The organism is Streptomyces sp. NBC_01390 (genome assembly GCF_045040105.1).
Taxonomy (GTDB): Bacteria; Actinomycetota; Actinomycetes; order Streptomycetales; family Streptomycetaceae; genus Streptomyces.
Genome location: NZ_CP109551.1, coordinates 624,566 through 648,662 on the forward strand (window position 1 = coordinate 624,566; position 24,097 = coordinate 648,662).

Here is a 24,097-nt window from a genome sequence, read left to right on the forward strand (position 1 = left end):
GGCCCGAGAAGTCCGCGCGAAGTTCGCGAGAAGTACCGGCCAAGCCGAACAAGCCGTACGAGCCGGACAGCCGCACGAGTCAGAAGAAACAGCGAGACGAGAAGACGACATGACGCAGCCCGCGCTGGCCGACGTACTCCCCCTGACCCCACTCCAGGAGGGCCTGCTCTTCCACGCCCTGTACGAGCACGAACGGGACGCCCCCGACGTGTACGTCGTCCAGCTGGTCTTCGAACTCGAGGGCCCGGTGGACCCCGTACGCCTCCGCGCCGCCGGCCAGGCGCTGCTGGACCGGCATCCGAACCTGCGGGCCGCCTTCCGGCGCCGCCGGGGCGGTCAGCCGGTGCAGGTCGTCCCGCACCGGGCGACGCTGCCGTGGGCGGAAGCCGATGTGTCCGGGGCGGACACCGACACCGAGAAGGCGTGGGCGGCGCTTCTCGACGAGGACCGGCAGCAGGGCTTCGACCCGGCCACCCCTCCCCTGCTCCGCTGCACCCTGGTCCGCACCGGAGCCGACCGCCACCGGCTGCTCGTCACCCACCACCACATCCTGCTCGACGGCTGGTCGGTCTCCGTGCTCCTGCGGGAACTGCTCGACCTGTACGCCGCCGACAACGACCCGGCGGCGCTCGCCCCCGCCCCGCCGTACCGCGCCTTCCTCCAGTGGTTGGAGAGCCGCGACCGTGCCGCCGCCGAGACCGCCTGGCGGGAGGCGCTGGCCGACGTCACGGAGTCGACCCGGCTCGCCCCGGCCACCCCGTCCAGCGCCTCCTCGGACGGCATGGACCTGGTGCAGGCCCGCACCGAACTGTCGGCGGAGACCGGGGCCGCCCTCACGGCACGCGCCCGGAGCCTCGGCGTCACCGTCAACACCCTGGTCCAGTCCGCCTGGGCGCTCCTCCTGGGCCGGCTGACCGGCCGCGACGACGTCGTCTACGGCACCACCGTCTCCGGCCGGCCGCCCGAGCTGCCCGGCGTCGAGTCCATGGTCGGCCTGTTCATCAACACCGTCCCGACCCGGGTCCGGCTGCGCCCGGCGGACTCCCTCGGCCGTCTGCTCCACGACGTCCGGGACACCTACGTCGGCCTTCTCGACCACCACCATCTCGGGCTGGCCGACATCCAGCGGGCGGTCGGCGTTCCGGAGCTGTTCGACACCCTCCTCGTCTTCGAGAACTACCCGATGGATCCCGAGGCGACCGGCGACGGTGACGCGGGCAGCAGCAGTCGGCTCCGGGTCACCGGATCGAGCGGGCGCGACGCGACCCACTACCCGGTGACCCTCGTCGCCGTCCCCGGAGCCCGGCCCCGCTTCCGACTGGCCTACCGCCCGGGGCTGTTCGACGCCGGATGGGCCGACGCCACGCTCGCCCGTCTGGTACGCGTCCTGGAGGCCATGGCCGCCGACCCCGACCTCCCGCAGGGGCGCCTGGGCATTCTGACGCCGGGTGAACTCCCCCGGCCGGTCCAGCTCCCGCCGGCCCCGGCCCACACGCTGCCCGGTCTGTGGTCGGCCCAGGTCGCGGCGACCCCGGACGCCGACGCCGTACTCGACCGGGGCACCCGGCTCACGTACCGCGAACTGGACGCCCGGGCCGAGCAGTTGGCCGACCGCCTCACCGCCTTCGGTGCGGGACCCGAACACGTCGTGGGCATCGCGCTGCCCCGCACCGCGGAGCTGGTCGTCGCCGTCCTCGCGGTGCTCAAGTCGGGCGCCGCCTATCTGCCCCTCGATCCCGCCTATCCGGCCGACCGCCTCGCCTACATCGTCGACGACGCCCGTCCGGTCGTCGTCCTCACGACCGCCGAGACGACCGAGGCGCTGCCGAAGGACACCCCGAAGTTCGACATCACCGACGAGCTGACTATCACTCAGAAAACAGGCTCCAACGCCGAGTTGAGGCCCGAGAACCTCGCATACATCACCTACACCTCCGGTTCCACCGGCCGTCCCAAGGGTGTTCTGGCCACCCACCGCAACGCGGTCGAGTTCGTCGAGTGGACGCATCGCGAGTTCGGGTACGACCGGCTGGCCAAGGTGCTGTTCTCGACCTCACTCAACTTCGACGTGTCGGTGTTCGAGATCTTCTCGCCGCTGCTGTGCGGCGGCCGCGTCGAGATCGTCGAGAACCTCCTCGCGCTCACCGACGGCACCCCTCGCGACGCCGGCCTGATCAGCGGCGTACCCACGGTCATGGCCGGGGTGCTCGCGGAACGACCCGCCGTCTCACCGCACACGGTGGCCCTCGGCGGTGAACCGATCCCCGGGCGGCTCCGCGCCGACATCGAGGCCGCATTTCCGGGGGTGCGGCTCGTCAACTTCTACGGCCCCACCGAGGCGACGATCTACGCCACCGCCTGGCAGTCGGACCTGCACCCGGGCGACGACGGCTCCGCACCGCCCATCGGGCATCCCCTGGCCCGTAATCACGTCCAGCTGCTCGATCACGCCCTGCACCCCGTCCCCGACGGAGCCGTCGGCGAGATCTACGTCGCGGGCGGCGGACCCGCCCGCGGCTACCTCGGCAGGCCCGCCCTCACAGCAGAACGGTTCGTCGCCGACCCGTTCGGTGAACCGGGGGAACGCCTGTACCGGACGGGCGACCTCGCTGTCCGCGCCCCGGACGGGCAACTGCGCTTCCTCGGCCGGGCCGACCATCAGGTGAAGGTCCGGGGCTTCCGTATCGAACTGGGGGAGATCGAGGCCGTACTCGCCGCTCATCCGGCCGTCGCCGGTGCGGCAGCGGCGGTACGGGAGGACAGCCGCGGCGGAAAGCAACTCGTCGCGTACGTCGTCCCCACCGAAGCACCGACTCCGGGCAAAGAACCGGAAGGCGGCGCCGAATCCTCTGACGACCTCCGCGTCCACCTCGCCCGCACGCTCCCCGCCCACATGGTCCCCTCGGCCTTCGTCGCGGTCGCGGCCCTCCCCCGTACCGCCAGCGGCAAGCTGGACCGCAAGGCGCTGCCCGCCCCCGACGCGACGCCGCAGGGCACCAAGGCGGCTCCGCGTACCGGCGCGGAGGAGACACTGCGCGAGATCTTCGCCGAGGTCCTCGGTCTCGACCCGGCCCAGGTCGGCGTCCACGACAGCTTCTTCGACCTCGGCGGCCACTCCCTGCTGGCGCCCCGTCTCACCTCACGCATCCGCGTCGAACTCGGCACCGACCTGCCCCTGCGCGTCCTCTTCGACACCCCGACCGTGGCAGCACTGGCCCGCCGGGTGGGCAACGGCGACGGCGACCGGAGCGTGGACACCGGCGCGGCTCCGCTGGGCCCGCTGCTCCCGCTCCGTACCCGCGGTCACCGCGAACCCCTCTTCTGTCTCCCGCCGGCTTCCGGTCTGTCCTGGGGGTTCGCCGGACTCGCCCGCCATATCGCCCCGGACCGCCCGCTGTACGGACTGCAGTCGCGTGGCCTGGTCCCGGGTCAGGAACCGGCCGGCACCCTCGCCGAGGTGGTCGCCGAGCACACCGCCCGCATCCGCGAAGTCCAGCGGCACGGCCCGTACCACCTGCTCGGCTACTCCATGGGCGGCCTCGTCGCGTACGAGGTGGCCGTCCGTCTCCGGGCCGCCGGAGAACAGGTCGCACTGCTCGCGCTGCTCGACGCCTTTCCCGGGGCCTGGACCTCGCAGGGCCCCGCCCCGTCCGACCGCCCGGCACTGCTGCGCAGTCTCCTCAGCATTCTCGGCCGCGAGGCGCCCACGGACGAGGACGACGCCGAGCCGCTCACTGACGCCCGGTTCTCAGCGCTGGTCCGTCGAGTGGCCGACATGCCAGGCAGTCTCGACGACGCCGAACTGGCCGCCCTGGTCGACGTGACAGCCAACAACCGGCGCCTGCTGGGCGAGTTCGCCCCTACGTCGTACGACGGTGACCTGCTGTTCTTCACCGCCGCACAGGATCCGGACGCGGTCCCCGACCGGTACGCCGCCTGGCGGCCGTACATCTCGGGCCGCATCGACAACCACGATCTCCCGTGCACCCACGGGCAGTTGACCCGGCCTGCGGCACTTGACCGCATTGGGCCGGTGCTGGACAGCCACCTCAGGAGGAACCAGGCATGACCACCAACCCCTTCGACGACGACAGCATCGAGCACCTCGTGCTGGTGAACGACGAGGGCCAGCACTCCCTGTGGCCCGCGTTCGCCGACGTCCCGGCCGGCTGGACCGTCGTCCACGGCCGGGCGAGCCGCAAGTCCTGCCTGGACTACGTCGGCGAGCACTGGACCGACATGCGCCCCAAGAGCCTCGTCGAGGCCATGGGTCAGTGAGCACGGACGCCACGCGGAACAGCGCGAATAACGACGCGAAGAACGCAGAACATGGAGACATCGACGACCATGAGTGACACGACCAAGCTGGTGTGCCTTCCGTACGCGGGCGCCGGCGCTTCGTTCTACCGGCCCTGGACCGCCCTGGCAGGCGCCGAGTTGGAAATCGTGGCGCTGCAACTCCCGGGCCGGGAAAGGCTGATCGACGAGGAGCCGTACCGGGACGTCCACTGGGCGGTCGACGGGCTCCTCACCCAACTGCGGGAGCGCCTCGGCGACGAGGGCGGCCGCGTGGCCCTCTTCGGGCACAGCCTCGGCGCGGTGCTCGCGTTCGAACTCGCCCACCGGCTGGCCGCCGAGCCCGGCATCGAGCCGGTGCACCTGTTCGTCAGCGGGTCGCCCGCCCCCGGCCAGGGCCGTTCGGGTCGGGCCACCGGGCTGTCCGACGACGAATTCCTCGCCCGAGTCGGTGAGTTCGCGGGCTACCGCCACCCCGCCTTCGACGACCCGGAGATGCGCGAGCTGCTCCTGCCCGCCCTGCGCGCGGACGTCGAGATGCACGAGAACCACACCCCGTCGACCGAACTCCCCCTGGATCTGCCCCTCACGGTCGTCCGGGGCCAGGACGACGAGCTGGTCGGCCACGACGACGCCGTTTCCTGGAGCAAGGCGACCTCCCTCGACTTCACCTACGTCGAGCTCCCCGGCGGCCACATGTACCTGACGGAGGCCGCGCCCGCCCTCGTCCACGTCATCGCCTCGAAGCTCGCTTCCTGAAGGAGTTCCTCATGCGTCTGCACGGTAAGTCGGTCCTGGTCACCGGTGCCGCCCGTGGGCTCGGCAGGGCCACCGCGCTCGCCTGTGCCGCCGAGGGCGCCGATCTCACCCTCCTCGACATCTGCGCCGACCTGCCCGGCGTGCCCTACCCGCTGGGCACCCCAGGACAGCTGGCACACACGGCCGAGCTGTGCCGGGAGGCGGGCGCCGCCGTCCTCACCACCGAGGCCGACATCCGCGACCTGCGGGCCGTACGGGAGGCCGTGACCCTGGCCGAGGACCGCTTCGGCCGGATCGACGTCGCCGTCAACAACGCCGGCATCGCCGCCCCCTCCGGCAGACCCGTGCACGAGATCGACGAGGACGAGTGGTCCCTCATGATCGACGTGGACCTCTCCGGAGCCTGGCGGGTGATCCGCGAGGTGGGTAAAGCGATGAGCGCCCGGCGCGCCGGCAGCATCGTGAACGTCGCCTCCACCGCCGGACTCGTCGGCTACCGCCACTTCGCCGGCTACGTCGCCGCCAAACACGCCGTCGTCGGCCTCACCAAAGCCGCCGCCCTCGACTACGCGCCCACGAAGGTCCGCGTGAACGCGGTCTGCCCCGGATCGGTACGCGACGACGCACAGGCCGAGGGCCGGATGCTCGCCGAGATCGCCAGGGCACTCGACGTGCCCGTCCACGACCACGAGAAGACCTTCGTCGAGGCACAGCCCATGAACGCGCTGATCGAACCCGAGGACGTCGCCGCCGCGATCGTCTTCCTCGCCTCGGACGAGTCACGCCAGATCACCGGCACGGTCCTGACCGTGGACGGCGGCTACAGCATCCGCTGACTCCGAATCAGACTCCGCCTCCGACTCCCCCGAGCACCAAGGAGTAGTACGGCCCGTGAACGCCTCACTGCCCGATCCCACCCGCTGCCACGCGATCCGCGTCCGGTCCGCCCGCCTCCCGGAGTCCGTCGGCGATCAGGAACTGTGGATCGAGGACGTGCCCGTTCCGGCCACCGACCCCCTCGCCGAGCGCCGCCGGGCCATCGAACTCGCCCGTCCGGCCCAGGACATACGCAGGGTCCTGCTCCGGTACGCCGACGGCCTGTCCGACCTGATCGTCGTGAGCCGACGCGACGGCCACGACCGTACGCCCATGGACCGGCCGCCGACCGCGCCCCCTCCCGCCTGGGGCCTGGGCGACGACGGTCCAGCCGCCGGCTTCTCCGTCGCCCTGACTCAGGAAAGGCAGGGCAGGCAGGAAGGACAGGAAGGTGACGAGGCGAGTTGGCTCACCGCGCTGGCCGTCACCCTGCGCCGCTACGACCCCGACGTCCCGCCGGTCATCGGCACGGACCACGGCTGCCTCACCGTCGAACAGGCCGCCACGCTCGGCGAGTCGAAGCCGACCCCCGCGACGGGCCCCGCCCTCACGGGCCTGCTCTTCGCCACGCGGGACACGGGCGAGGGCGAGACCCTGTACGTGCCATGCCTCGCGCCGCCCTTCGCGCTCACGGTCTCCGTCTTCCGGGACTCGGGCGGCCTGCGTCTGCGCTGCGACTATCTGGGCAGCCACTTCTCGGCGGAGATCGCCGCACAGTTCGTACGGCACCTCGTGCACGTACACGGGCAGGTCCTGAACCTTCCGCACACACCGCCGGACGAGGTCGAGCTGCTCGACGAGTCGGAGCGCCTCCGCACTGCGGCACTAGGCCGCCCGTCCCGCGCACCGGCCACCGCGCCCACCTCCGCGACTGTGCCCGCCGCGCTCGACCGGATCGTGGCCGCGACACCGGACCATGTCGCGCTGACCGACGGCCCGACCGTCCTGACCTACCGCGAACTCGACGCGCGGGCCGACCGGTTGGCGTCGGGGCTGCGGGCCCACGGGGTGGTCGGCGGCGACCGGGTTGGCGTCTGCCTGGAGCGTTCCGCCGAACTCGTCGTCGTTCTCCTCGCCGTGCTGAAGGCCGGCGCGACCTACGTCCCCCTGGACCCCGCCTACCCGGCGGACCGGCTCGCCCACACGGCACGGGATGCGGAGTTGGGCGTGGTGGTCACCCGGCTCCCGGAGTTCCCGGCGGTGGCTGACCACGTACGGGTGACCCCGGACGAACTGGCGGACGCCCGGACCCCGGAGCGGCACGCGGACCTTCCGTCCCCCTCGCCCGACGACGCCGCCTACGTCATCTACACGTCCGGCTCGACCGGCCGCCCCAAGGGCGTCGTCGTACCGCACCGCAATGTGGTCGCCCTGATCGACGCGACCCGCGACGAGTACGGGTTCGGCGAGGCGGATGTGTGGACGTGGTTCCACTCCGCTGCCTTCGACTTCTCGGTGTGGGAGATATGGGGCTGTCTGCTGACCGGCGGACGGCTGGTCGTGGTGCCGTACTCGGTGTCCCGTGAGCCGGACCGCTTCCGCGATCTCCTCGTCGCCGAGCGGGTAACCGTCCTCAGCCAGACCCCGTCGGCCTTCGCCCAGCTCCTGGACGTCGATCACGGCGACGTGGCGGTGCGGCTCGTCGTCTTCGGCGGTGAACCGCTGGACGCGCGCATGCTGCTGCCCTGGTTCGACCGGCACCCCGAGCGGCTCTGCCGGGTGGTGAACATGTTCGGCATCACGGAGACCACCGTCCACGTCACCGAGCAGACCCTCACCCGGCAACTGTCCCTGGCCGGCACCCGTTCCGTCGGGCCGGCCCTGCCCGGCTGGCACCTGTACGTGCTCGACCCGGCCGGACGGCTGCTGCCGCCGGGCGTGGCCGGCGAGATCTGCGTCGGCGGTGCGGGGGTGGCGCTCGGCTACCTGGGCCAGGAGGAGTTGACGCGCCGGCGATTCGTCCCGGACCCCTTCACCGACGGGTTGATGTACCGCAGCGGTGACCTCGGGCGGCTTCGCCCCGACGGGCGGCTCGAACACCTCGGGCGGATCGACAGCCAGGTGAAGATCCGCGGCTTCCGCATCGAACTCGACGAGATCCGCTCCGTTCTGCTGGAGGATCCCGCCGTGCGCACCGCGGCCGTCCTGGTACGCCGTACGGACCCGGCCGACGCCGCCACTGCCAGGATCGACGCGTACGTGGTGCTGTCGCCGGAGGGCGATCCGGGCGCGGTCCGGGAGCGGGCCGCCGGGATCCTGCCCGAGTACATGCTCCCGGCCACGGTCAGCGCGCTGGACACCCTCCCCCTGACCCCCAACGGCAAGCTGGACGCGGCACGGCTCCCCGCGCCGACGGCCCACCGGACACGGGGAGAGCTGACCACAGGCCCCGTCGTCTCCTCCCCCGACAACCTCACCGCGAGCCTGACGGACATCTGGAGCGAGGTCCTGGGCGTACCTGTCGGCCCGGACGACGACTTCTTCGAACTGGGCGGCAACTCCCTGTTCGCGGTCCGCATCGGCGCCGCCCTGCGCGCCCGGGGTCTGCCGGCCCCGCGCCTGCGGGAGCTGTACCGCCACCCGACGATCCGGGCGACGGCCGCGAACCTCGGGGCGTCCGACCTCCCCCGCCTCGACGTCGCCGGTGCCCGGATCGAGCAACTGTCGTGATCCGGGCACCGTTCCAGGCCTGACGTCCGCCGCCCCGTGTCTCTCGCCCCGTACCTCTACTTGACGCTGATCTCCGCCACCTGGAGACGGCGAAGGGTGCTCTCGTCGGAAGCCGGTGCGCCGAGTCGGGTGGCCTGCAGTCGGACGTAGCGGCCGGTGGCAGCGGTGAGGGTGTAGGTCTGGGCGGTGCCGTTGGGGTTGGCCTGGCCGGTGACCGTGCGTGCGGTGGTGTAGGAGGTGGCGCCCTCGGCCCGGATCCGCAGGGTGAAGTCGACGGGGAAGCCCGCCGTGCCGCCGCCGACCGCACCGGTGTCGGTGCGGGGGTGGAGGGTGACGGCGCCGATGGCCCGGTCGGCGCCCAGGTCGACCTCGATCCAGACGGGTGTGGCGCTGACGTCGGCCGAGGTGAAGTCGATGCTGGTGAACCCCTTGGCACCGGCCACGCCGACCGTGGTGCCGTCGAGCACCCGGGTCTTGCCCCAGTCGCCGTTCTCCAGCGTGCAGTTGCTGGTCACCGCGGTCGCGGCGGTGGGGACGGTGAGTTCGGCCAGCTGCAGCCGGTACTTGGCCGACTCGTCCGCGGCCGGGGCGCCGAGCCTGGTGGCCTGCAGACGCACATATCGAGCGACGGTGGTTCTGAACCCGTAGGTCTGCACGAGGCCGCCCGGATCGGGCTGGGCGGTGACGGTACGGACGGTCGTGTACGTGGCGGCCCCGTCCGCGCGGGTCTGGAGGGTGAAGTCCACCGGGAAGCCCGCCGTTCCGCCACCGGCGGCGGGGGTGTCGGTGCGGGGGAAGAGGCGTACGGCGTCGAGGTCGGTGTCGGCACCGAGGTCGATCTCCACCCACACGGGATTCGCGCTGACATCGGCGGAGGTGAACTCGTTGCTGGTGTAGCCCCGGGCGCCGCTCACGCCGGTGAGCCTCCCGTCGGTGAGCCGGTTCCTGCCCCAGTCGGCGTTCTCCAGGCTGTTGTTGCTGGTGACCGTCCGGCCCAGAGCGAGGTCGTCGAGCCGGCCGGCGCCGGTGACCGTGAACGCCCAGGTCCCCGGCTGGAGGGTGAAGTAGACGTACGACGAGTCCTTGCCCGCGTACGTCAGGCCGTTGACGTTGCCCGTGGCGGAGCCGCCGGTGAAGACCGTGGTGCCGCCTGCCCTGACGACAGGCTGGGAGCCGCCGTAGGTGGGCATGCCGACGCGGGCCGTCGTGCCGCTCGGCGAGGTGAGGTTCAGGGTGACCGTCGTGCCGTCGCGGGTGATGCCGACGCGGATGTCGCCCTTCACGGTGGGCGTGACAGCGTTGATCTTCGTGAGGGTGCCGGTCTGCGGGACGACGTCGTACGACGTCCAGCCGGGCCGGGTGGGGCGCACGCCGGCCGCGTAGGCGGACAGCGCGTACAGCGGGCCGCCGTTCCACGCGTGGTTGTCGGTTCCCTCGGCCTTGGTCCACAGCTCCCACAGTGTGTAGGAGGCGGGGTCTGTGACCTGGGCGGCGTAGCGGTTGCGCATCCGTTCCTCGGCGACGCCGGCCGCGCCCGTCAGGTACAGCGCCTCCAGCACGTAGAACTCCATGTACGGGCTGGCGTTGAGGTGGGTGCGCAGCACCTCGACGACGGCGCGGTGACGGGAGGCGGGGGCCAGGCCCGCGACCACGGCGAGGGCGTTGGCGCGGTCGTCCGTGTCACCGTTGTAGCCGGGTGAGCGGTACTCGTTCCTCGACGAGTTCCACAGCACGCGGTCGAAGTTGGCCTTCACGCTGTCGCGTTGGGCGTTCCATCCGGCCGTGTCGGCGCTGTTGCCGCTGAGGTCGGCGAGCTTGGCGGCGGTGTCCAGGGCCAGGTAGTACCAGCAGTTGTCGAGGACGCGGGCGTCGATGTTGCTGCCCCAGTCCTCCCAGTCCCAGTCCCCGGCGCGGTGCTTGACGAGGCCGTCGCCGTCCAGGGCCCACAGGTTGAGGTACTTCTTCACCGCCGGGTAGGCGCCGGTGACGGCGTCGGCGTTGCCGGTGTAGAGGTAGTAGGTCCAGAACGACCACACCGAGGCGAGCATCTGGACGGGCAGTTCGGCGGTCCAGATGGTCGACGGGACCGGGGAGTAGAGCGCCCCGCTGTCCTTCTGCCAGGACGTCAGCTGGGAGATGGCCTTGGCGCCGAGGGCGTGGGAGCGGGTGTCGAAGGTGTAGAAGCCCTCCTTGAGTTGGTTGACGACATCGCCCCACCACTGGGCGCGTTCCCGGGTGGGGCAGTCCATGTAGTTGTCCCGCATGTTGACGTACATGGTGCGGGCGGCCTTGCCCCAGAGGGTGTCGAAGAAGGCGTCGCTGCTGCTGAACGAACCGGCGAAGTCGGTGTCGTAGCCGGACTCGCGGTACTTCAGCTCCAGGACGGCGACACCGGCCGGGATGGTGTAGCGCACGGCGGTACCGCTCATCCAGCCCAGCGACTCGAACTCCTGCACCCCGCCGGTGCAGACGTAGGTGGAGCGGACGTTGTAGGCGGTGCCGGGTTCGATGCCCGTCAGGTTGGCGCCGTCGTCGTAGTGGTCGGTCTGGATACCGATCACCGCGCCGGCCGGGGCGTCCACCTTGAGGTACGGCGTGACCTGCAGGTTGGACGGCAGGGTGCCGGAGATGGCGGTGCTGCCCTGTCCGGTGGACGGCAGTGAGGCGGCGTTGGTGTATGACGTGAGACCGGAGTGGCGGAACAGCGGGACGGGCCGCTGGACGAGGTCGTTCCAGGGCGCGGCTCCCGCGGCGCCGAAGTCGGTGGGCGCCGTCCAGCCGCTGTCGTCGAACCCGGGCGACTGCCAGCCCGCCAGGGCGGTGGCGTTGCGGGCGTCGTAGTAGATGTTCGACTCGGGAATCCGGAAGTTCGCCTGCGTGCCGCTTGTGTTGTTGGCGTAGCCGGCGTGGACGGTGTGCTTCCAGCCGGTGTCGCTGACGATCCGGTTGGTCGTGGAGCCGGTGGTGATGTCCGACTGGAACAGCAGTCCGCCCTTGCCACTGCTGTTGTGCGAGAAGCCCTGCTTGCCGAAGTGCCACACCAGAAGGGCGACGGTGTTGGCGCCGCCGGTCAGGTAGGGGGCGAGGTCGATCACGTCGTGGTAGGTGTCCGTGCGGTTCGGGCCGCGCTTGAGCTGGCCCTCGAAGACCACGAGGGTTCCGTTCACCCACAGCCAGTACTTGGAGTCGGCGGCGATCCGCGTCACCGCGCTGCCCGGCTTGGCGGCCAGGTCGAACGACCTGCGGAAGGCCACCCACTGGTTCGTCGTGGTGGACGGCGCCCAGATCCACCTGGCGGTCCAGGGGTCCGCGGCCGCGGCCGTCGGGGCGAGGGCGGGCAGCACCAGGGAGCTCAGCACGGGGGCGAGCGCCACGGCTGTGGCGGTGCGGAGGACAGACCTGCGGCTCAGCTGTCGCATCGGGTGTTCCGTTTCGTGAAGGGGTGCGGGTTCGAAAAGCTCGGGGTCGGGGTCGGCGCGGCTGTCAGCCCTGCAGGTCGCTCAGCAGCGTCTCCAGGTCGGCTGCGGCACCGTCACCGCCGTCCTCGAAGAGGACCTTGTTGGCCAGCGCGGGCAGTTCACGCGCCGGCACGTCCAGATACGGTTCCAGTCGCCGGGCCAGCCGGGCGGGGTCCGTGCCCAGTCCGTGCCGGGCCAGGACACCGGCGGTGGCCTCCCACAGGCCGGGGGCGTCCATCAGATCCCGTACGGTCACCACCGCGGCCGGGGCCGGGAGGCAGGGATCCTCGGTCGTCCAGGTGTGTGTGCCGTGCGTCGCGGTCAGGGCGGGCCAGCCCTCGCCGGGCAGGTGAACGGTGGCTCGCGTCCCCACCGGCACGGTCACCTCCAGCTGGAAGCGCCCCGCCTCCCGCCGCCAGCTCACCGAGGCCTCGCCGTAGGGGGTGATGTGCCGGGCGGAGGCATGGGTGAGGGCCCGGTCCGGCAGCGGACGTACGGTGAACTCCCGGTATCCGGGGGCCGCGGGGGCGAGTCCGGCCACCGTACGGTGCATCCAGTCGGCGACCGCGCCGAGCGCGTAGTGGTTGAAGGACGTCATCTGGCCGGGGTTGACCGTGCCGTCGGGAAGCATGCTGTCCCAGCGTTCCCAGACGGTGGTGGCGCCCATCGTCACCGGATACAGCCAGGAGGGGCAGCCCTTCTCCAGCAGCAGCCGGTGGGCGAGGTCCGGGCGGCCGGCGGAGGTGAGGGCGTCGGTCATCAGCGGGGTGCCGACGAATCCGGTGGCGATCCGGAAGCCGTTCGTGCGGACGAGGTCGGCGAGCCTGCGTCCGGCGGTCGCACGCTGTTCGGGCCCTGCGAGCAGCTCCCACTGCAGGGCCATGGCGTACGCGGTCGGCGAGTCGCCGACGATCCGGCCGGCCGGTGTGACGAACACGCGGGCGAACGCCGCCCGGGTCCGGGCGGCGAGCGCACGGTACTTGTCGGCCTCCTGCGAACGGCCCAGGGCGTCGGCGGTGCGGGCGACCACGTCCGCGCAGCGAATCAGGCACGCGGTGGCGACGACGTCCGCGGGCGTACGGGCGGCGAACGGGTCGTCCGGCGGTGCGGCCGGGTCCAGCCAGTCACCGAACTGGAAACCGCCCGTCCACACCCCGTCGGTGGTGAGCGAGGCCGCCTTGTCGACCCAGGCGCGCGCACTGGCGTACTGACGTCGCAGGACGCCAAGGTCGCCGTACCGCTCGTACAGCACCCAGGGCACCACCGCGGCCGCGTCCCCCCAGGCCGCCGCGGTCGGCGTCTCGACGTCCAGGACTTCGGGGATCACCCAGGGCACCGCGCCGTCGGGATGCTGGTCGGCGGCGAGGTCGGCGAGCCAGGTGGAGAGGAAGCCCGCGGAGTCGAAGAGGAAGGCGGCGGTGGGTGAGAAGACCTGGATGTCTCCGGTCCAGCCCAGCCGTTCGTCGCGCTGCGGACAGTCCGTGGGCACGTCGAGGAAGTTGCCGCGCGTGGCACGGACGACGTTCTCGTGGAACTGTTCGAGATCCGGGTCCGAACAGGAGAACCATCCGGTGCGGCGCAGGTCGGTCCCCACGACCATGGCGTGCAGATCCTCGGCCCTCAGGTCCGGCACCCCGGTGATCTCCGCGTAGCGGAACCCGTGGAAGGTGAACGAGGGTTCGAGGACGGCCTCGGCGGAGTCGGCCAGGAGGTAGGTGTCGAGGGCGTCGGCCGTACGCAGTGGCCTGGTGCACAGTTCCTCGTCCTCGAGGACCTCGGCGTGCCGGACCGTGACCTCCTGGCCGTCCTCGGCGCCGCGCACGCGCAGCCGGACCCAGCCGACGACGTTCTGTCCGAAGTCGGCGAGCGTACGGCCGGACGGCGACTGCCAGACCCTCAGCGCGGGCAGCTCCTCCGTGACCCGTACGGGAGGGCCCTCCGGGGCGACGAGCCGCGGCAGCGCCGCCTCCTCGTCGGGCAGCACCTCCACCGGGCCGGTCGCCGGGCCGGGTGCGAACCGCAGATCGGTGCGCTGGCCCTTGTAGAGGTCGTCCGCGACAACACCGGTGTCCCGGGCCCGCCACTCCTCGTCGGTGCCGAAGACGTCCATCGACCCGTCGGCGTACCGGACTTCGAGCTGGGCGAGGAGGGCGAGGCGGTCGCCGTACAGTGCGCGGGCGCCCCACCAGCCGAGATGACCGCGGTACCAGCCGTTACCGAGGAGGACGGAGACGGTGTTCGCGCCTTCCGTCAGGAGCGCGGTGACGTCGTGGGTCTGGTAGCGCAGCCGGTGACGGTAGCTGGTCCAGCCGGGTGCGAGGACCTCGTCGCCGACCCGGGTGCCGTTGAGGGAGGCGGTGTAGACGCCGTGGGCGGTGGCGTACAGCCGGGCGCTCACCACCCCGGGGCGCAGGACGACCGTTCGGACGAGTTCCGGGGCGGGCGAGTCCAGGGCGCCGTGGTCGCGGGGGGTGATGAACCGGGCTTCCCAGTTCTCTGGTCGCAGCAGTCCCGTCTCGACGGTGGCCGGGTCGCTCCAGCCGCTCCACTTCTCCCCGGAGGCCACCCGTATGCGAACGGTCGCTTGGGCGCGGGAACGCAGGGGCTCGAACGGCCAGGGCACCAGGATCTGCTCGGGCGACTCGACCCGGACGACTTCGGCGCCGTCCAGCTCCACCTCGTACGCCGTCTGCCGCCACCCGGGGTCGTCCGTGCGCACCTGCCAGGAGAGGCGTGGCGTCGGGACGCCCACACCGAGCGGACGATCCCGGTGTTCGAAGCGGATCGCCGCAACGGTGGTGCTGGGCTCCGGATGCCGCAGGGTCATACCTGTCCCCTCCCTCGATGTGGAACGTTCCACGTTTGAAACGACTCAACCATGAGCCGAGGAGGTCGGGACGTCAAGAGGGAAGGAGGCGGAAATCCGAGTGCGGGTCCAGGTCAGCGGCGCGGGGGCGCGGTGCTGCCGCGCACCACGAGGTGCGGTGTCGAGGCCATGACGACGGCACGGTCACGGCGGTTCTCGATCCGCTCCAGCAGGAGCCGGGCCGCGGTGCCGCCCATCATGGCGCCCGCCTGGTCCACGCTGGTCAGGTTCACCGGAGCGAGGGCGGCCACGGACGTGTTGTTGTACCCGGCGAGCGAGAGATCCTCGGGAATGCGCAGGCCCAGCTCGCCGGCGGCCCGGAAGACGCCGGTCGCGGCGACGTCGGCGCCGGCGAAGATCGCGGTGGGCGGACGCGTGGAGGTGAGCAGTTCCATGGCGCCGCGGTAGCCGCCCTCGTCCGAGTACCCCGAGTTCACGATCCGGGCCAGGTCGGCCAGACCGTGCCGGGCCATCGCCTCGCCATAGGCGGCCCGGACATGGTGCTCCGGCCGCTGCTGCCACTGGCTGCCACGGACCGTGGGGTGCGACAGGTGGGCGATGTCCCGGTGGCCCAGGCCGACCAGGTGGTCCACCACGAGATCGACGCCGAACCCGTCCTGGTTGACCACGCAGTCGTACGCCGGTGAAGGGTCGTGATGGCCGAGGACCACCGTCGGCACGTCGGCGGCGACGCGCACCACCTCCGCCCGGGGGACGGCGGGCGCGATCAGGATCAGGCCGTCCATCAGCCGGTCCACCATGGCGTGGATCAGCTTCGTCTGGTCCTCCTTCTCGGCGGAGCCGCTGGAGCCGATGAACACCGCGTACTCGGTGTTGCGCAGCGTCGCGTCGACGCCCTCCAGGAGGTCGGCGTAGAAGGCGTTGCGGATGCTCGCGAGCAGCACGCCGATCGTGTAGGTACGGCCCCGCATGCCACGGGCGGCGGCGTGCGGACGATAGCCGAGTTCGGCCATCGCGGCCCGCACCCGCTCACGCATGGCCGGGCTCACGCCATAGGCGTTGGTCAGCACCTTCGACACGGCGGAGGTCGACACTCCCGCACTGCGCGCGACGTCGGCGATGGTCGCTCTCTTCGAGCCGCCCGTTGATCGCATGGGGGTCCCCACCTCTGCTGTCGCGCGCCACCCACTTCGGCGTTTCCGGAACGCTCCTCGCAGCTGACCTGACGGCTCCGCCGGTTCACCTCGCTCTTGGGGCAATCCTTTGTGGCACGTTACACGAAGGGCCCGGCGAGACAGGCGCGACGGGCAGCCGCATCGCAGCGGCCCGCGGTCGGCGGGCAGGGTCCAGCAGGACGATTGCCAAGGCGGGCGGCCTCTCGCGGGCGGGACGAGGCGTCCGCCGGGCGGGAGGTACGTCCGTAGACTCGGCGGCAGCCGTTCCCAGGGATAAGGAATCGGATGGAGCCACCAGTACGACGCCGCCGCGTCACGATCGTCGATGTCGCACGCCACGCCCAGGTGTCCACCACCGCGGTGTCCAAGGTGCTGCGCAACGCGTACGGAGCCAGCCCCGAGATGCGCGTCAAGGTCCGACGCGCGATGGACGAACTCGGCTACCGGCCCCACGCCGGCGCCAGAGGCCTGCGCGGACAGACGTACACCATCGGCGTGATGCTCCCCGACATCCGCAACCCCTTCTTCCCCGACGTCCTCGACGGCATCACCCATCGGCTCCAGAACACCGAATACCAGGTCCTGCTGGGCCCCGGCTGCAACGGCGAGAAAGAGGAAGCGCGCGTCACCGAGGCGATGCTGGACCGCGGCATGGACGGCCTCGTCCTCGTCGCCCCCGTCTCACCGCGCACCCACCTCGAACACATCGCCTCCCGCGTGCCCACCGTCGTCGTCGGCCGCCACGGATCATCCGCCCTCTACGACACCGTGGCCGACGACGACGTCCAGGGCGCCTCCCTCACCGTGAAGCACCTCGCGGGCCTCGGCCACCGGCGCATCGCCCACATCGAACACCACGAAACCGACCCCACACGCCTCGCCGAGATGCCCAACGCCCAGCGCGCCGACGGATACCGACAGGCCATGCGCGCACACGGACTCGCCGAGTCGATCGACGTCGTCTCCACCACCTACACCCAGGAAGGCGGCTACGAGGGCGCGCAGGAACTGCTGGCCCGCCCCAGCATCCCGACCGCCGTCTTCGCCGGTGCTGACATCGTGGCCATGGGTGTCCTGGAGGCGATCAACGAAGCCGGCCTCTCCGTCCCCGACGACATCTCGGTGGCCGGCTACGACAACACCACCTTCGCCGCCCTCGGCCCCATCTCACTGACCAGCATCGACCAGGCAGGCCACAGCATCGGCGACAACGCCGCCCGCCTGCTCCTGGCACGCCTCGCCGACCCGCACAGACCCACCGAGCAGATCCTCCTGTCCCCCACCCTCGTGCCACGCCGGACCACGGGCCGCCCACCGGCGTAGCCCGCCGACCCGTGCGGTGGGCCCGGCCGCGTACGGGAAGGCTCGGCCGCGTCGGATCAGGCCTCGGCCAGGGGCAGGGTCACCTCGAAGCGGCATCCGCCGGGTACGTTGCGCACGGCGGCCTGTCCACGGTGTGCCTCGACGATGCCCCGGACGATGGCGAGGCCGAGCCCGGCCCCGGCCGGAGGGGTACGGGCATGCGTGCCGCGCCAGCCGGTGTCGAAGACCCTCGGCAGGTCGTCGTCCGGGATGCCCCCGCAGCCGTCGGTGACGGACACGACGACACCGTCCGGGGAACGCTCGGCGGCGACCGCGACCGTACCGTCCGAAGGTGTCCGGCGGATCGCGTTGACCAGCAGATTGCTCAGCACCCGGCTCATCTCCTTGCCGTCGACCTCGACCGGCACCGGCTCGATGCGGTCGCCGATCAGCCACACGCCGTGCTCTCGGGCGAGCGCGTCCGCTCCGGCGAGGGCGTCGCCGACCAGGTCGTACATGGAGATGCGCGAAGGCGAGAGGGCGAGCGCCCCGGCATGTATGCGGGAGAGTTCGAAGAGGTCCCCGACCATGTCGTTGAGACGTTCGACTTCGGTGCGCATCTGGCGGAGGTAGCGCTGGGGGTCGGCGGCGACGCCGTCCTCCAGGGCCTCGGACATTGCGCGCAGTCCCGCGAGTGGGGTGCGCAGGTCGTGCGAGATCCACGCGACCAGCTCGCGCCTCGATGTCTCCAGGGCCCGCTCACGGTCCCGGGATGTGGCGAGCTTCGCGCTGGTGCTGGCCAACTCCCGGCTCAGCGCGGCGAGTTCGGCGTTCGCCGAGCCGTGGGGAGCAGCGAAGTGGCCGCCGTCGCCGAAGGAACGGGCAGCGGCGGTGAGTGCCCTGCTGCCGGCGACGACCCACCGGCCGAGCACGAGGGCGGTGACCAGGGAGACGACCGCCGCCATGGCGACGACCATGGTGACGACGGTCAGGTCGTGCGTGGACAGGAACATGGCCCTCGCCACGGACAGCGTGCCCGCGAGCATGGCCGTCACGGCCACGGCCGCGACGACAGCGAGGGACGTGGTCAGCGAGCGCCGCCTGATCAGCCACAGAACGCCCGCCCCGAGCAGCCCGGCGGCGACAGCGCCGAGAAAGGCGAACAGAGCGATCAGCAGGAAGTCGGTCATGCTCATACGGTCTCCTCGAACGGGGTGGCGTCGAAGCGGTAGCCCACTCCCCACACCGTCTGGATCAGCTGCGGCCGGGCCGGGTCGTCCTCCACCTTGCCCCGCAGCCGACGTACATGGACGGTGACGGTGGACAGGTCGCCGAAGTCCCAGCCCCACACCTCGCTCATCAGCTCCTCGCGGCTGTAGGCGCGCCCGTGGTTGCGCAGCAGAAAGGCGAGGAGGTCGAACTCGCGGAGCGTGAGGCTGAGTTCGGTGCCGTTCTTGGTGGCGCGCCGGGCGGCCGGGTCGAGGGTGATGCCTGCCCCGTGCACCGGCTGAGCCGCTGTGGCCGGCCGGGACCGGCGCAGTACCGACTCGACCCGCAGCACCAGCTCACGGGGGCTGAAGGGCTTCGTGACGTAGTCGTCGGCGCCCACTTCGAGGCCCAGGATCCGGTCGCCCTCGTCGCCGCGGGCGGTGAGCATGATGACCGGCACGGGCCCGCGGGCCCGGATACGGCGGCACACCTCCAGGCCGTCCATGCCGGGCAGCATCAGGTCGAGCACCACCAGGTCCGGCCGGTGGGCGGCGGCCCGCACGAGCGCCGACGGCCCGTCCCCGGCCCGGTCCACGTCGTACCCGGCACGGTCGAGATAGCCGGAGACGACCTCGGCGACCGTCGGATCGTCGTCCACGACGAGGACGCGCATAGCGCCTCCACGCCCACGTGGAGCAAGCTCGGAACCTGCGGATTCGTGCGACTGCTGCATGCCTCCAGTTTCCCACCGGCCTCGCTTCCCTGCGGCACGGTCGTCCTGACCGTCCGCGTTTCGTAAGAACCTGTGGTCACCACCCCGTCAGCAGCAGGTGGTTGAGGAGCAGGGCGAGGACGGCCTGTGCGGCGAGCCAGACGCGGGGGCGGTTCAGGAACGCGCATGCCGGGAGCAGCCAGAGTGCGAACGGCAGCCAGATGCGCTCTGTCTCCGCCTTGCTCATGCCGGAGAGGTCGGCGGCGAGGAGGGCGAGCAGCGCGGCGAACACGAGCACGGCGAGCCGGGATTCCGGGGCGTCGACGCCCGTGCGCGGCAGCCCGCGCAGTCCCTCGCGCACCGGAGCCGCGCCGGCTCGCCGCAGGCCCGCGACCGTCGCCGGTCCCACCAGCAGCACCGTGCACGCGAGGTTCGCCCACACCCAGTAGCCGTACGGCCGGATGCCGCCGGCTCCCTGGAAGTACCGGGTGACGAGCAGGTGGTAGGCCTCCCACCAGTTGAAGCCGGCGAACGTGAAGGCGGCCGGGACGACCACGAGTCCGGCGAGGACGTACGGGAGTGGGCGCAGGCGTCGGGAGCCGAGCAGCACCACGCCGGCGGCGATCACGGCGAACAGTGTCAGGCCGTACGAGAGATACGCGGTGAGGCCGAGGAGGAGCCCGGCGGCGAGGCCCGCCGCCCGTGGCCGGTGTCCGGTGACCGCGAGGGCGAGGAAGGCGAGGGCCCAGGCGGCGACGGCCGCGAAGTAGCCGTCGGCGGAGGTGCCCATCCACACGGCTGCCGGGGCCAGGACCAGGAAGGGGGCCGCCCGGCGGGCGATCGCCTCCCCGCACAGCGCACGCAGGGTGACGAGCACCGCCACGGCCGCTGTCGCCCCGACGGTGATGCACCAGACGCCCGCCCAGGCCCCGCCGCCCAGCCCGATCCGGTCGAGGAGGACGAAGGTGAGGGTGGCCCCGGGGGGATGTCCGGCGACGTGCGCGGGCCAGGCTCCGGGTGAGTGGAACAGGATGTGGTGAGTGAAGTCCCGTAGGGCGGCGTGGATGTCATGGAAGCGGTTGACGGGCTCGATGACCTGCAGGTACTCGTACTTGGTCGTCAGTCGCCGGGCGATGCCGCGCTGCCAGCCGTCGACCAGGGCCAGCGAGAACGTCCACGCCGTGGCGGTGCCGTAGGCGGTGATCAGCAGGGCGCGCCAGGGCAGTCGGGCGGCGAGGAGCGGCCCGTACGCGACGACGGTGACGGCCACGATGATCGCGGCGGGGGTGCCGGGGCCGAGGTGCGGCTCCCAGTGACCGTACAGGGGCGGAAAGCTGACATGAAGGGTGCCGTATCGGTTCTCGATGACGGTCCCGACCACAGCGGCCGTCGTGAAGAGCAGGGCCGCGGTCAGGACCGCGTACAGGTCCCGGCGAAGATCGCGGTTCATCTCTCCGTCACCGTCCTGCCCGGCGACGGGTCCCTGTCCTGCCGGCTGCTGATCACGGTGGCACTCCCCCTTCGGCCGCTGCGGTCAGCGCGGCCACCGTGGTTGCGCAGGGCGACGAAGGAGCGGCCGCCGGTCGTCCACTGGCGCTCCGGGTGCCAGTCGGCCTGCGTCGCCAGCCGGAGAAGGGCCGGGGTGCCGAGCCGGGCCCAGGGGAAGGGCGGCCCGGCGGACCCGTGAGCGCCGGCGGTGAGCCGGACGACCTGGACGGTGACGGGTTCGCCGACCTCACTGTCGGGGGCGGTCTCGGTGATCAGGAGGCCGCCATGCTTGAGGAGTTGGGACATCCGCCGCAGAAGGGCGGCCGGATCGCCGCCGATGCCGATGTTGCCGTCGATGAGCAGGACGGTGTCCCAGCGTCCTTCGGCGGGGAGCGGTTCGAAGACGGAGCGGCGCAGAGCCTGGCCGCCGAGCCGCACGGTGCGGGTGACGGCGGCTTCGCTGATGTCGATGCCGAGGGCGGGCAGGCCACGGGAGGCGAGTTCGGCGACGAGCCGCCCCGGCCCGCATCCGACGTCGAGTACGGCCCCTTCGCAGTGGTCCAGAACCCTCATGTCCGCCGCGTCGGCCCCGGCGCACCAGCGTTCCACCTCCAGCGGCAGCAGCCAGCCGTCGGACCGGCGCAGGAAGAGCGGCCCCCGGCCGGTGACCAGGGCCTCGGAGTACGGGTCGGCGGACCAGGGGCGCGGGGCGCCCGGCAACGTGACGGGCGCGGGACAGTCCGAGCCGATCATCCTGGGTGAGGTGATCTCGTGTGCGGTGCTCATCGGCCGGCGGTCACCCGAAGACGTCCCAGCTCGGCGGCGAACCGGCTGTGCGGGGCCGACGCGGCGACCGCCTCCGCGTCGCGGGCGGTGTCCACGTCCCGGAGGGGCGGCAGGTCGCGGACACGCAGGCCCGCCATGACGAGCCGCTCACGCTGTACGGCGCCTGTCGTGGGCGTCGACATCGGCACACCCCGCAGCAGTTCGGGGTCGGGGCGGGCGAGACCGAGCGCCCAGAAGCCGCCGTCCTCGGCCGGGCCGACGTACGCGTCGCAGTCGGCGAAGTCCACGGTGAGCAGTGCGGGCGTCACCTGCGGGGTGTCCATGCCGATGAGCAGCGCGGGTCCGTCGCAACCGGCGAAGGCGGCGGCCAGGCGCTCGTCCAGACCTCCCGCGCACTGCTGGACGACGTCGAAGCCGGGCGGCAACCAGGGGCCCGGAGCACCGTCGAGCACCAGTACGCGACGCCGGGCGGGGGTGGCCGCGACTGTCCGCAGGGTGTCCACGAGCGCGGCCTCGGCGAGCGTCGCCGCTTCCCGGGGTGTGAAGGGCGGGGTGAGCCGGGTCTTGACCCGGCCGGGCCGCGGCTCCTTGGCGATGACGAGGAGTGTGGTCATTGGGCGGTTCACTGGCCTGTTCACTGGGCGATTCCTTCTGGGTGTACGGCGACCGGGCCGACGACGGCCTCTTCCCTGACCACCGGCGGTTCGGACAGGACCCGGCTCATGTCCCTTACCGCCTGCCAGGTCCCACGCCAGGTGCCGGTGACCTTGGAGGCGCCGGTGCGCGGCAGGTAGGGCACGTCGTGCTCGACGACACGCCAGCCGGAGTCGGCGGCCCGGACGACCATCTGCAGCGGGTAGCCGCTGCGCCGGTCCGTGAGGTCGAGGTCGAGCAGTTGTTCGCGTCGGCCGGCGCGGAGCGGACCGAGGTCGTGCAGGCGCAGCCCGGTGCGACGGCGCATCATCCGTGCCAGCGCGAGGTTGCCCACGCGGGCGTGCGCGGGCCAGACGCCTCGGCCCTGCGGGCGGCGCCGCCCGAGCACGAGATCGGCCTCCCCCTCCCGTACCTCGCGTACGAAGGGTTCGAGCAGGGACGGGTCGAGTGAGGCGTCGCAGTCGCAGAAGCACACGATGTCCGCGGTGGCCGCGGTCAGCCCCGCGTGGCAGGCGGCGCCGAAGCCCCGGCGGGTTTCCGGCACGACGGTCGCGCCGAGGGAACGGGCCAACTCTGCCGATCCGTCCGTGGATCCGTTGTCCACCACCAGCGCGCGCCAGGTGGCCGGGATACGGGCGAGCACCCAGGGCAGCGCCTCGACCTCGTTCAGACAGGGAAGGACAACGTCGACGGGCGCGACGGCCTCCGCCACCGACGGGGCTGCGGACAGCGAAGGTGCGAGGGAAGGGGACTCAGGAAGGGACTCAGGAGGGGTCATCACGACTTTCACCTTGGGAAGACACACGGGACGCGAACGTCGGGCCGGCTAAGTTCAGGTCGGGGGACGCGGCGGGGGCCGAGAGCTACTCCCCGCGCAGCTTCGCCCTCGCGAACTCCCGCATCCCCTCCTCGAATCCGACCTCGGCCTTCCAGCCCAGCTCGGCTCGAAGCCGGGACGAGTCCGCCGTGATGTGGCGGACGTCCCCCAGGCGGTACTCCCCGGTCACCACCGGCTCGGGCCCGCCGTACGCGGAGGCCAGCGCCCGCGCCATCTCCCCCACCGTGTGGGGCTCCCCGCTGCCGGTGTTGTACGCGACCAGCGCCCCGCCCCGGGCCTCCGCTTCCAGCGCCGCCACGTTGGCGGCCGCCACGTCACGCACATGGACGAAGTCACGCCGCTGCCCTCCGTCCTCGAAGACGCGCGGAGCCTCACCCCGGGCGAGCGAGGACCGGAAGAACGACGCGACGCCGGCGTACGGGGTGTCGCGCGGCATGCCCGGCCCGTACACGTTGTGGTAGCGCAGCGAAACGGCGGAGCCGCCCGCCGACCGGGCCCACGCCGCCGCCAGATGCTCCTGGGCCAGCTTGGTCGTGGCGTACACGTTGCGGGGGTCGACCGGGGCGTCCTCCTCGACCAGCCCCGGGTTCAGCTGCTCCCCGCACCGCGGGCACCGGGGCTCGAACCGTCCCGCGTCCAGATCCGCCACGGTCCGTGGGCCGGGCCGTACCGTTCCGTGCCGCTCGCAGGCATAGGACCCCTCGCCGTACACGACCATCGACCCCGCCAGCACCAAGTGCCGTACCTTGGCGCCGGCCATGGCGGAGAGCAGCACGGCCGTGCCCAGGTCGTTGTGGGACACGTACTGGGCCGCGTCCCCGAAGTCCTTCCCGAGGCCCACCATCGCGGCCTGATGACAGACGGCGTCGACGCCGGTCAGCACGTCGGCGACCGCGTCGGGGTCCCGCACGTCCAGGCCGTCACGCAGGTCGAACACGACCGCCTGGTGGCCCCGCGCGGTCAGGGCCTCCACGACATGACTCCCGATGAACCCGGCTCCGCCGGTGATCAGTACTCGCATGCCTGAAACGCTAGGAGCAGACACCT

General features: G+C 71.9%; 16 protein-coding genes. 6 read left to right on the plus strand and 10 right to left on the minus strand.

What is annotated here, in order from left to right; all coding sequences use genetic code 11:
* Positions 1-109 precede the first annotated feature (109 nt).
* The 5 genes from OG241_RS02600 to OG241_RS02620 all read left to right on the plus strand — a co-directional run bounded on the left by OG241_RS02600 (position 110) and on the right by OG241_RS02620 (position 8,601).
* A complete protein-coding gene (locus tag OG241_RS02600) occupies positions 110-4,069 on the plus strand; it encodes an amino acid adenylation domain-containing protein (RefSeq protein ID WP_405813392.1) in 3,960 nt (1,319 codons plus the stop codon).
* Positions 4,066-4,278 carry an MbtH family protein gene (locus tag OG241_RS02605; protein WP_405813394.1) on the plus strand — a complete coding sequence of 71 codons (213 nt, stop codon included), beginning with the start codon at positions 4,066-4,068 and terminating at the stop codon, positions 4,276-4,278. Before OG241_RS02600 ends, OG241_RS02605 begins: the two co-directional genes overlap by 4 nt.
* 69 nt (positions 4,279-4,347) lie before the next feature.
* The gene (locus OG241_RS02610; protein ID WP_405813395.1) at positions 4,348-5,055 is read left to right on the plus strand and encodes a thioesterase II family protein; all 708 of its coding nucleotides are present in this window, start codon (positions 4,348-4,350) and stop codon (positions 5,053-5,055) included.
* An 11-nt stretch (positions 5,056-5,066) separates the two neighbouring features.
* Positions 5,067-5,891, plus strand: coding sequence for an SDR family oxidoreductase (locus OG241_RS02615; RefSeq protein ID WP_405813396.1), 825 nt, complete (start codon positions 5,067-5,069; stop codon positions 5,889-5,891).
* A gap of 55 nt (positions 5,892-5,946) precedes the next feature.
* Positions 5,947-8,601 (plus strand): non-ribosomal peptide synthetase, encoded by a 2,655-nt coding sequence (locus OG241_RS02620; protein WP_405813397.1) that lies wholly within the window; start codon positions 5,947-5,949, stop codon positions 8,599-8,601.
* 56 nt (positions 8,602-8,657) lie between these two features.
* On the opposite strand, the gene OG241_RS02625 is transcribed toward OG241_RS02620, so the two are convergent.
* The 3 genes from OG241_RS02625 to OG241_RS02635 all read right to left on the minus strand — a co-directional run bounded on the left by OG241_RS02625 (position 8,658) and on the right by OG241_RS02635 (position 16,040).
* Complete coding sequence (locus tag OG241_RS02625) at positions 8,658-12,020, minus strand: discoidin domain-containing protein (protein WP_405813399.1); 3,363 nt, start codon at positions 12,018-12,020, stop codon at positions 8,658-8,660.
* Between the two features lie 64 nt (positions 12,021-12,084).
* A complete protein-coding gene (locus OG241_RS02630; RefSeq protein ID WP_405813401.1) occupies positions 12,085-14,886 on the minus strand; it encodes a family 78 glycoside hydrolase catalytic domain in 2,802 nt (933 codons plus the stop codon).
* A gap of 113 nt (positions 14,887-14,999) precedes the next feature.
* Complete coding sequence (locus OG241_RS02635) at positions 15,000-16,040, minus strand: LacI family DNA-binding transcriptional regulator (RefSeq protein ID WP_405813402.1); 1,041 nt, start codon at positions 16,038-16,040, stop codon at positions 15,000-15,002.
* 306 nt (positions 16,041-16,346) lie between these two features.
* Here OG241_RS02635 and OG241_RS02640 point away from each other — a divergent pair, with 306 nt between their 5' ends.
* Positions 16,347-17,384, plus strand: coding sequence for a LacI family DNA-binding transcriptional regulator (locus OG241_RS02640; RefSeq protein ID WP_405813403.1), 1,038 nt, complete (start codon positions 16,347-16,349; stop codon positions 17,382-17,384).
* Positions 17,385-17,440: 56 nt separating this feature from the next.
* Here the strand turns inward: OG241_RS02640 and OG241_RS02645 are convergent, their stop codons facing one another.
* From OG241_RS02645 to OG241_RS02675, 7 genes are all read right to left on the minus strand, one after another.
* Entirely contained in the window at positions 17,441-18,553 is a 1,113-nt protein-coding gene (locus tag OG241_RS02645; RefSeq protein ID WP_405826004.1) for a sensor histidine kinase, read from the minus strand.
* Between the two features lie 2 nt (positions 18,554-18,555).
* On the minus strand, positions 18,556-19,305 hold the full coding sequence (locus tag OG241_RS02650) for a response regulator transcription factor (RefSeq protein ID WP_405813404.1): 750 nt from the start codon (positions 19,303-19,305) through the stop codon (positions 18,556-18,558).
* Positions 19,306-19,381: 76 nt separating this feature from the next.
* Entirely contained in the window at positions 19,382-20,734 is a 1,353-nt protein-coding gene (locus tag OG241_RS02655; RefSeq protein WP_405813405.1) for a hypothetical protein, read from the minus strand.
* Complete coding sequence (locus tag OG241_RS02660; protein ID WP_405813406.1) at positions 20,731-21,558, minus strand: class I SAM-dependent methyltransferase; 828 nt, start codon at positions 21,556-21,558, stop codon at positions 20,731-20,733. Before OG241_RS02660 ends, OG241_RS02655 begins: the two co-directional genes overlap by 4 nt.
* The gene (locus OG241_RS02665; protein WP_405813407.1) at positions 21,555-22,172 is read right to left on the minus strand and encodes a DUF2064 domain-containing protein; all 618 of its coding nucleotides are present in this window, start codon (positions 22,170-22,172) and stop codon (positions 21,555-21,557) included. The genes OG241_RS02660 and OG241_RS02665 overlap by 4 nt, the downstream gene beginning before the upstream one ends.
* 20 nt (positions 22,173-22,192) lie before the next feature.
* Positions 22,193-22,990, minus strand: a complete 798-nt coding sequence (locus OG241_RS02670) for a glycosyltransferase family 2 protein (RefSeq protein ID WP_405813408.1) — start codon at positions 22,988-22,990, stop codon at positions 22,193-22,195.
* A gap of 85 nt (positions 22,991-23,075) precedes the next feature.
* Positions 23,076-24,071, minus strand: coding sequence for an NAD-dependent epimerase/dehydratase family protein (locus OG241_RS02675; protein ID WP_405813409.1), 996 nt, complete (start codon positions 24,069-24,071; stop codon positions 23,076-23,078).
* Positions 24,072-24,097 lie beyond the last annotated feature (26 nt).

Coding starts and splice junctions, on each gene's coding strand:
- OG241_RS02635 (WP_405813402.1), bottom strand. CDS start 16,040: ATGCGATCAACGGGCGGCTCGAAGAGAGCGACCATCGCCGACGTCGCG.
- OG241_RS02675 (WP_405813409.1), bottom strand. CDS start 24,071: ATGCGAGTACTGATCACCGGCGGAGCCGGGTTCATCGGGAGTCATGTC.
- OG241_RS02640 (WP_405813403.1), top strand. CDS start 16,347: ATGGAGCCACCAGTACGACGCCGCCGCGTCACGATCGTCGATGTCGCA.
- OG241_RS02660 (WP_405813406.1), bottom strand. CDS start 21,558: ATGAGCACCGCACACGAGATCACCTCACCCAGGATGATCGGCTCGGAC.
- OG241_RS02615 (WP_405813396.1), top strand. CDS start 5,067: ATGCGTCTGCACGGTAAGTCGGTCCTGGTCACCGGTGCCGCCCGTGGG.
- OG241_RS02655 (WP_405813405.1), bottom strand. CDS start 20,734: ATGAACCGCGATCTTCGCCGGGACCTGTACGCGGTCCTGACCGCGGCC.
- OG241_RS02645 (WP_405826004.1), bottom strand. CDS start 18,553: ATGACCGACTTCCTGCTGATCGCTCTGTTCGCCTTTCTCGGCGCTGTC.
- OG241_RS02670 (WP_405813408.1), bottom strand. CDS start 22,990: ATGACCCCTCCTGAGTCCCTTCCTGAGTCCCCTTCCCTCGCACCTTCG.
- OG241_RS02625 (WP_405813399.1), bottom strand. CDS start 12,020: ATGCGACAGCTGAGCCGCAGGTCTGTCCTCCGCACCGCCACAGCCGTG.
- OG241_RS02610 (WP_405813395.1), top strand. CDS start 4,348: ATGAGTGACACGACCAAGCTGGTGTGCCTTCCGTACGCGGGCGCCGGC.
- OG241_RS02630 (WP_405813401.1), bottom strand. CDS start 14,886: ATGACCCTGCGGCATCCGGAGCCCAGCACCACCGTTGCGGCGATCCGC.
- OG241_RS02600 (WP_405813392.1), top strand. CDS start 110: ATGACGCAGCCCGCGCTGGCCGACGTACTCCCCCTGACCCCACTCCAG.
- OG241_RS02605 (WP_405813394.1), top strand. CDS start 4,066: ATGACCACCAACCCCTTCGACGACGACAGCATCGAGCACCTCGTGCTG.
- OG241_RS02665 (WP_405813407.1), bottom strand. CDS start 22,172: ATGACCACACTCCTCGTCATCGCCAAGGAGCCGCGGCCCGGCCGGGTC.
- OG241_RS02650 (WP_405813404.1), bottom strand. CDS start 19,305: ATGCAGCAGTCGCACGAATCCGCAGGTTCCGAGCTTGCTCCACGTGGG.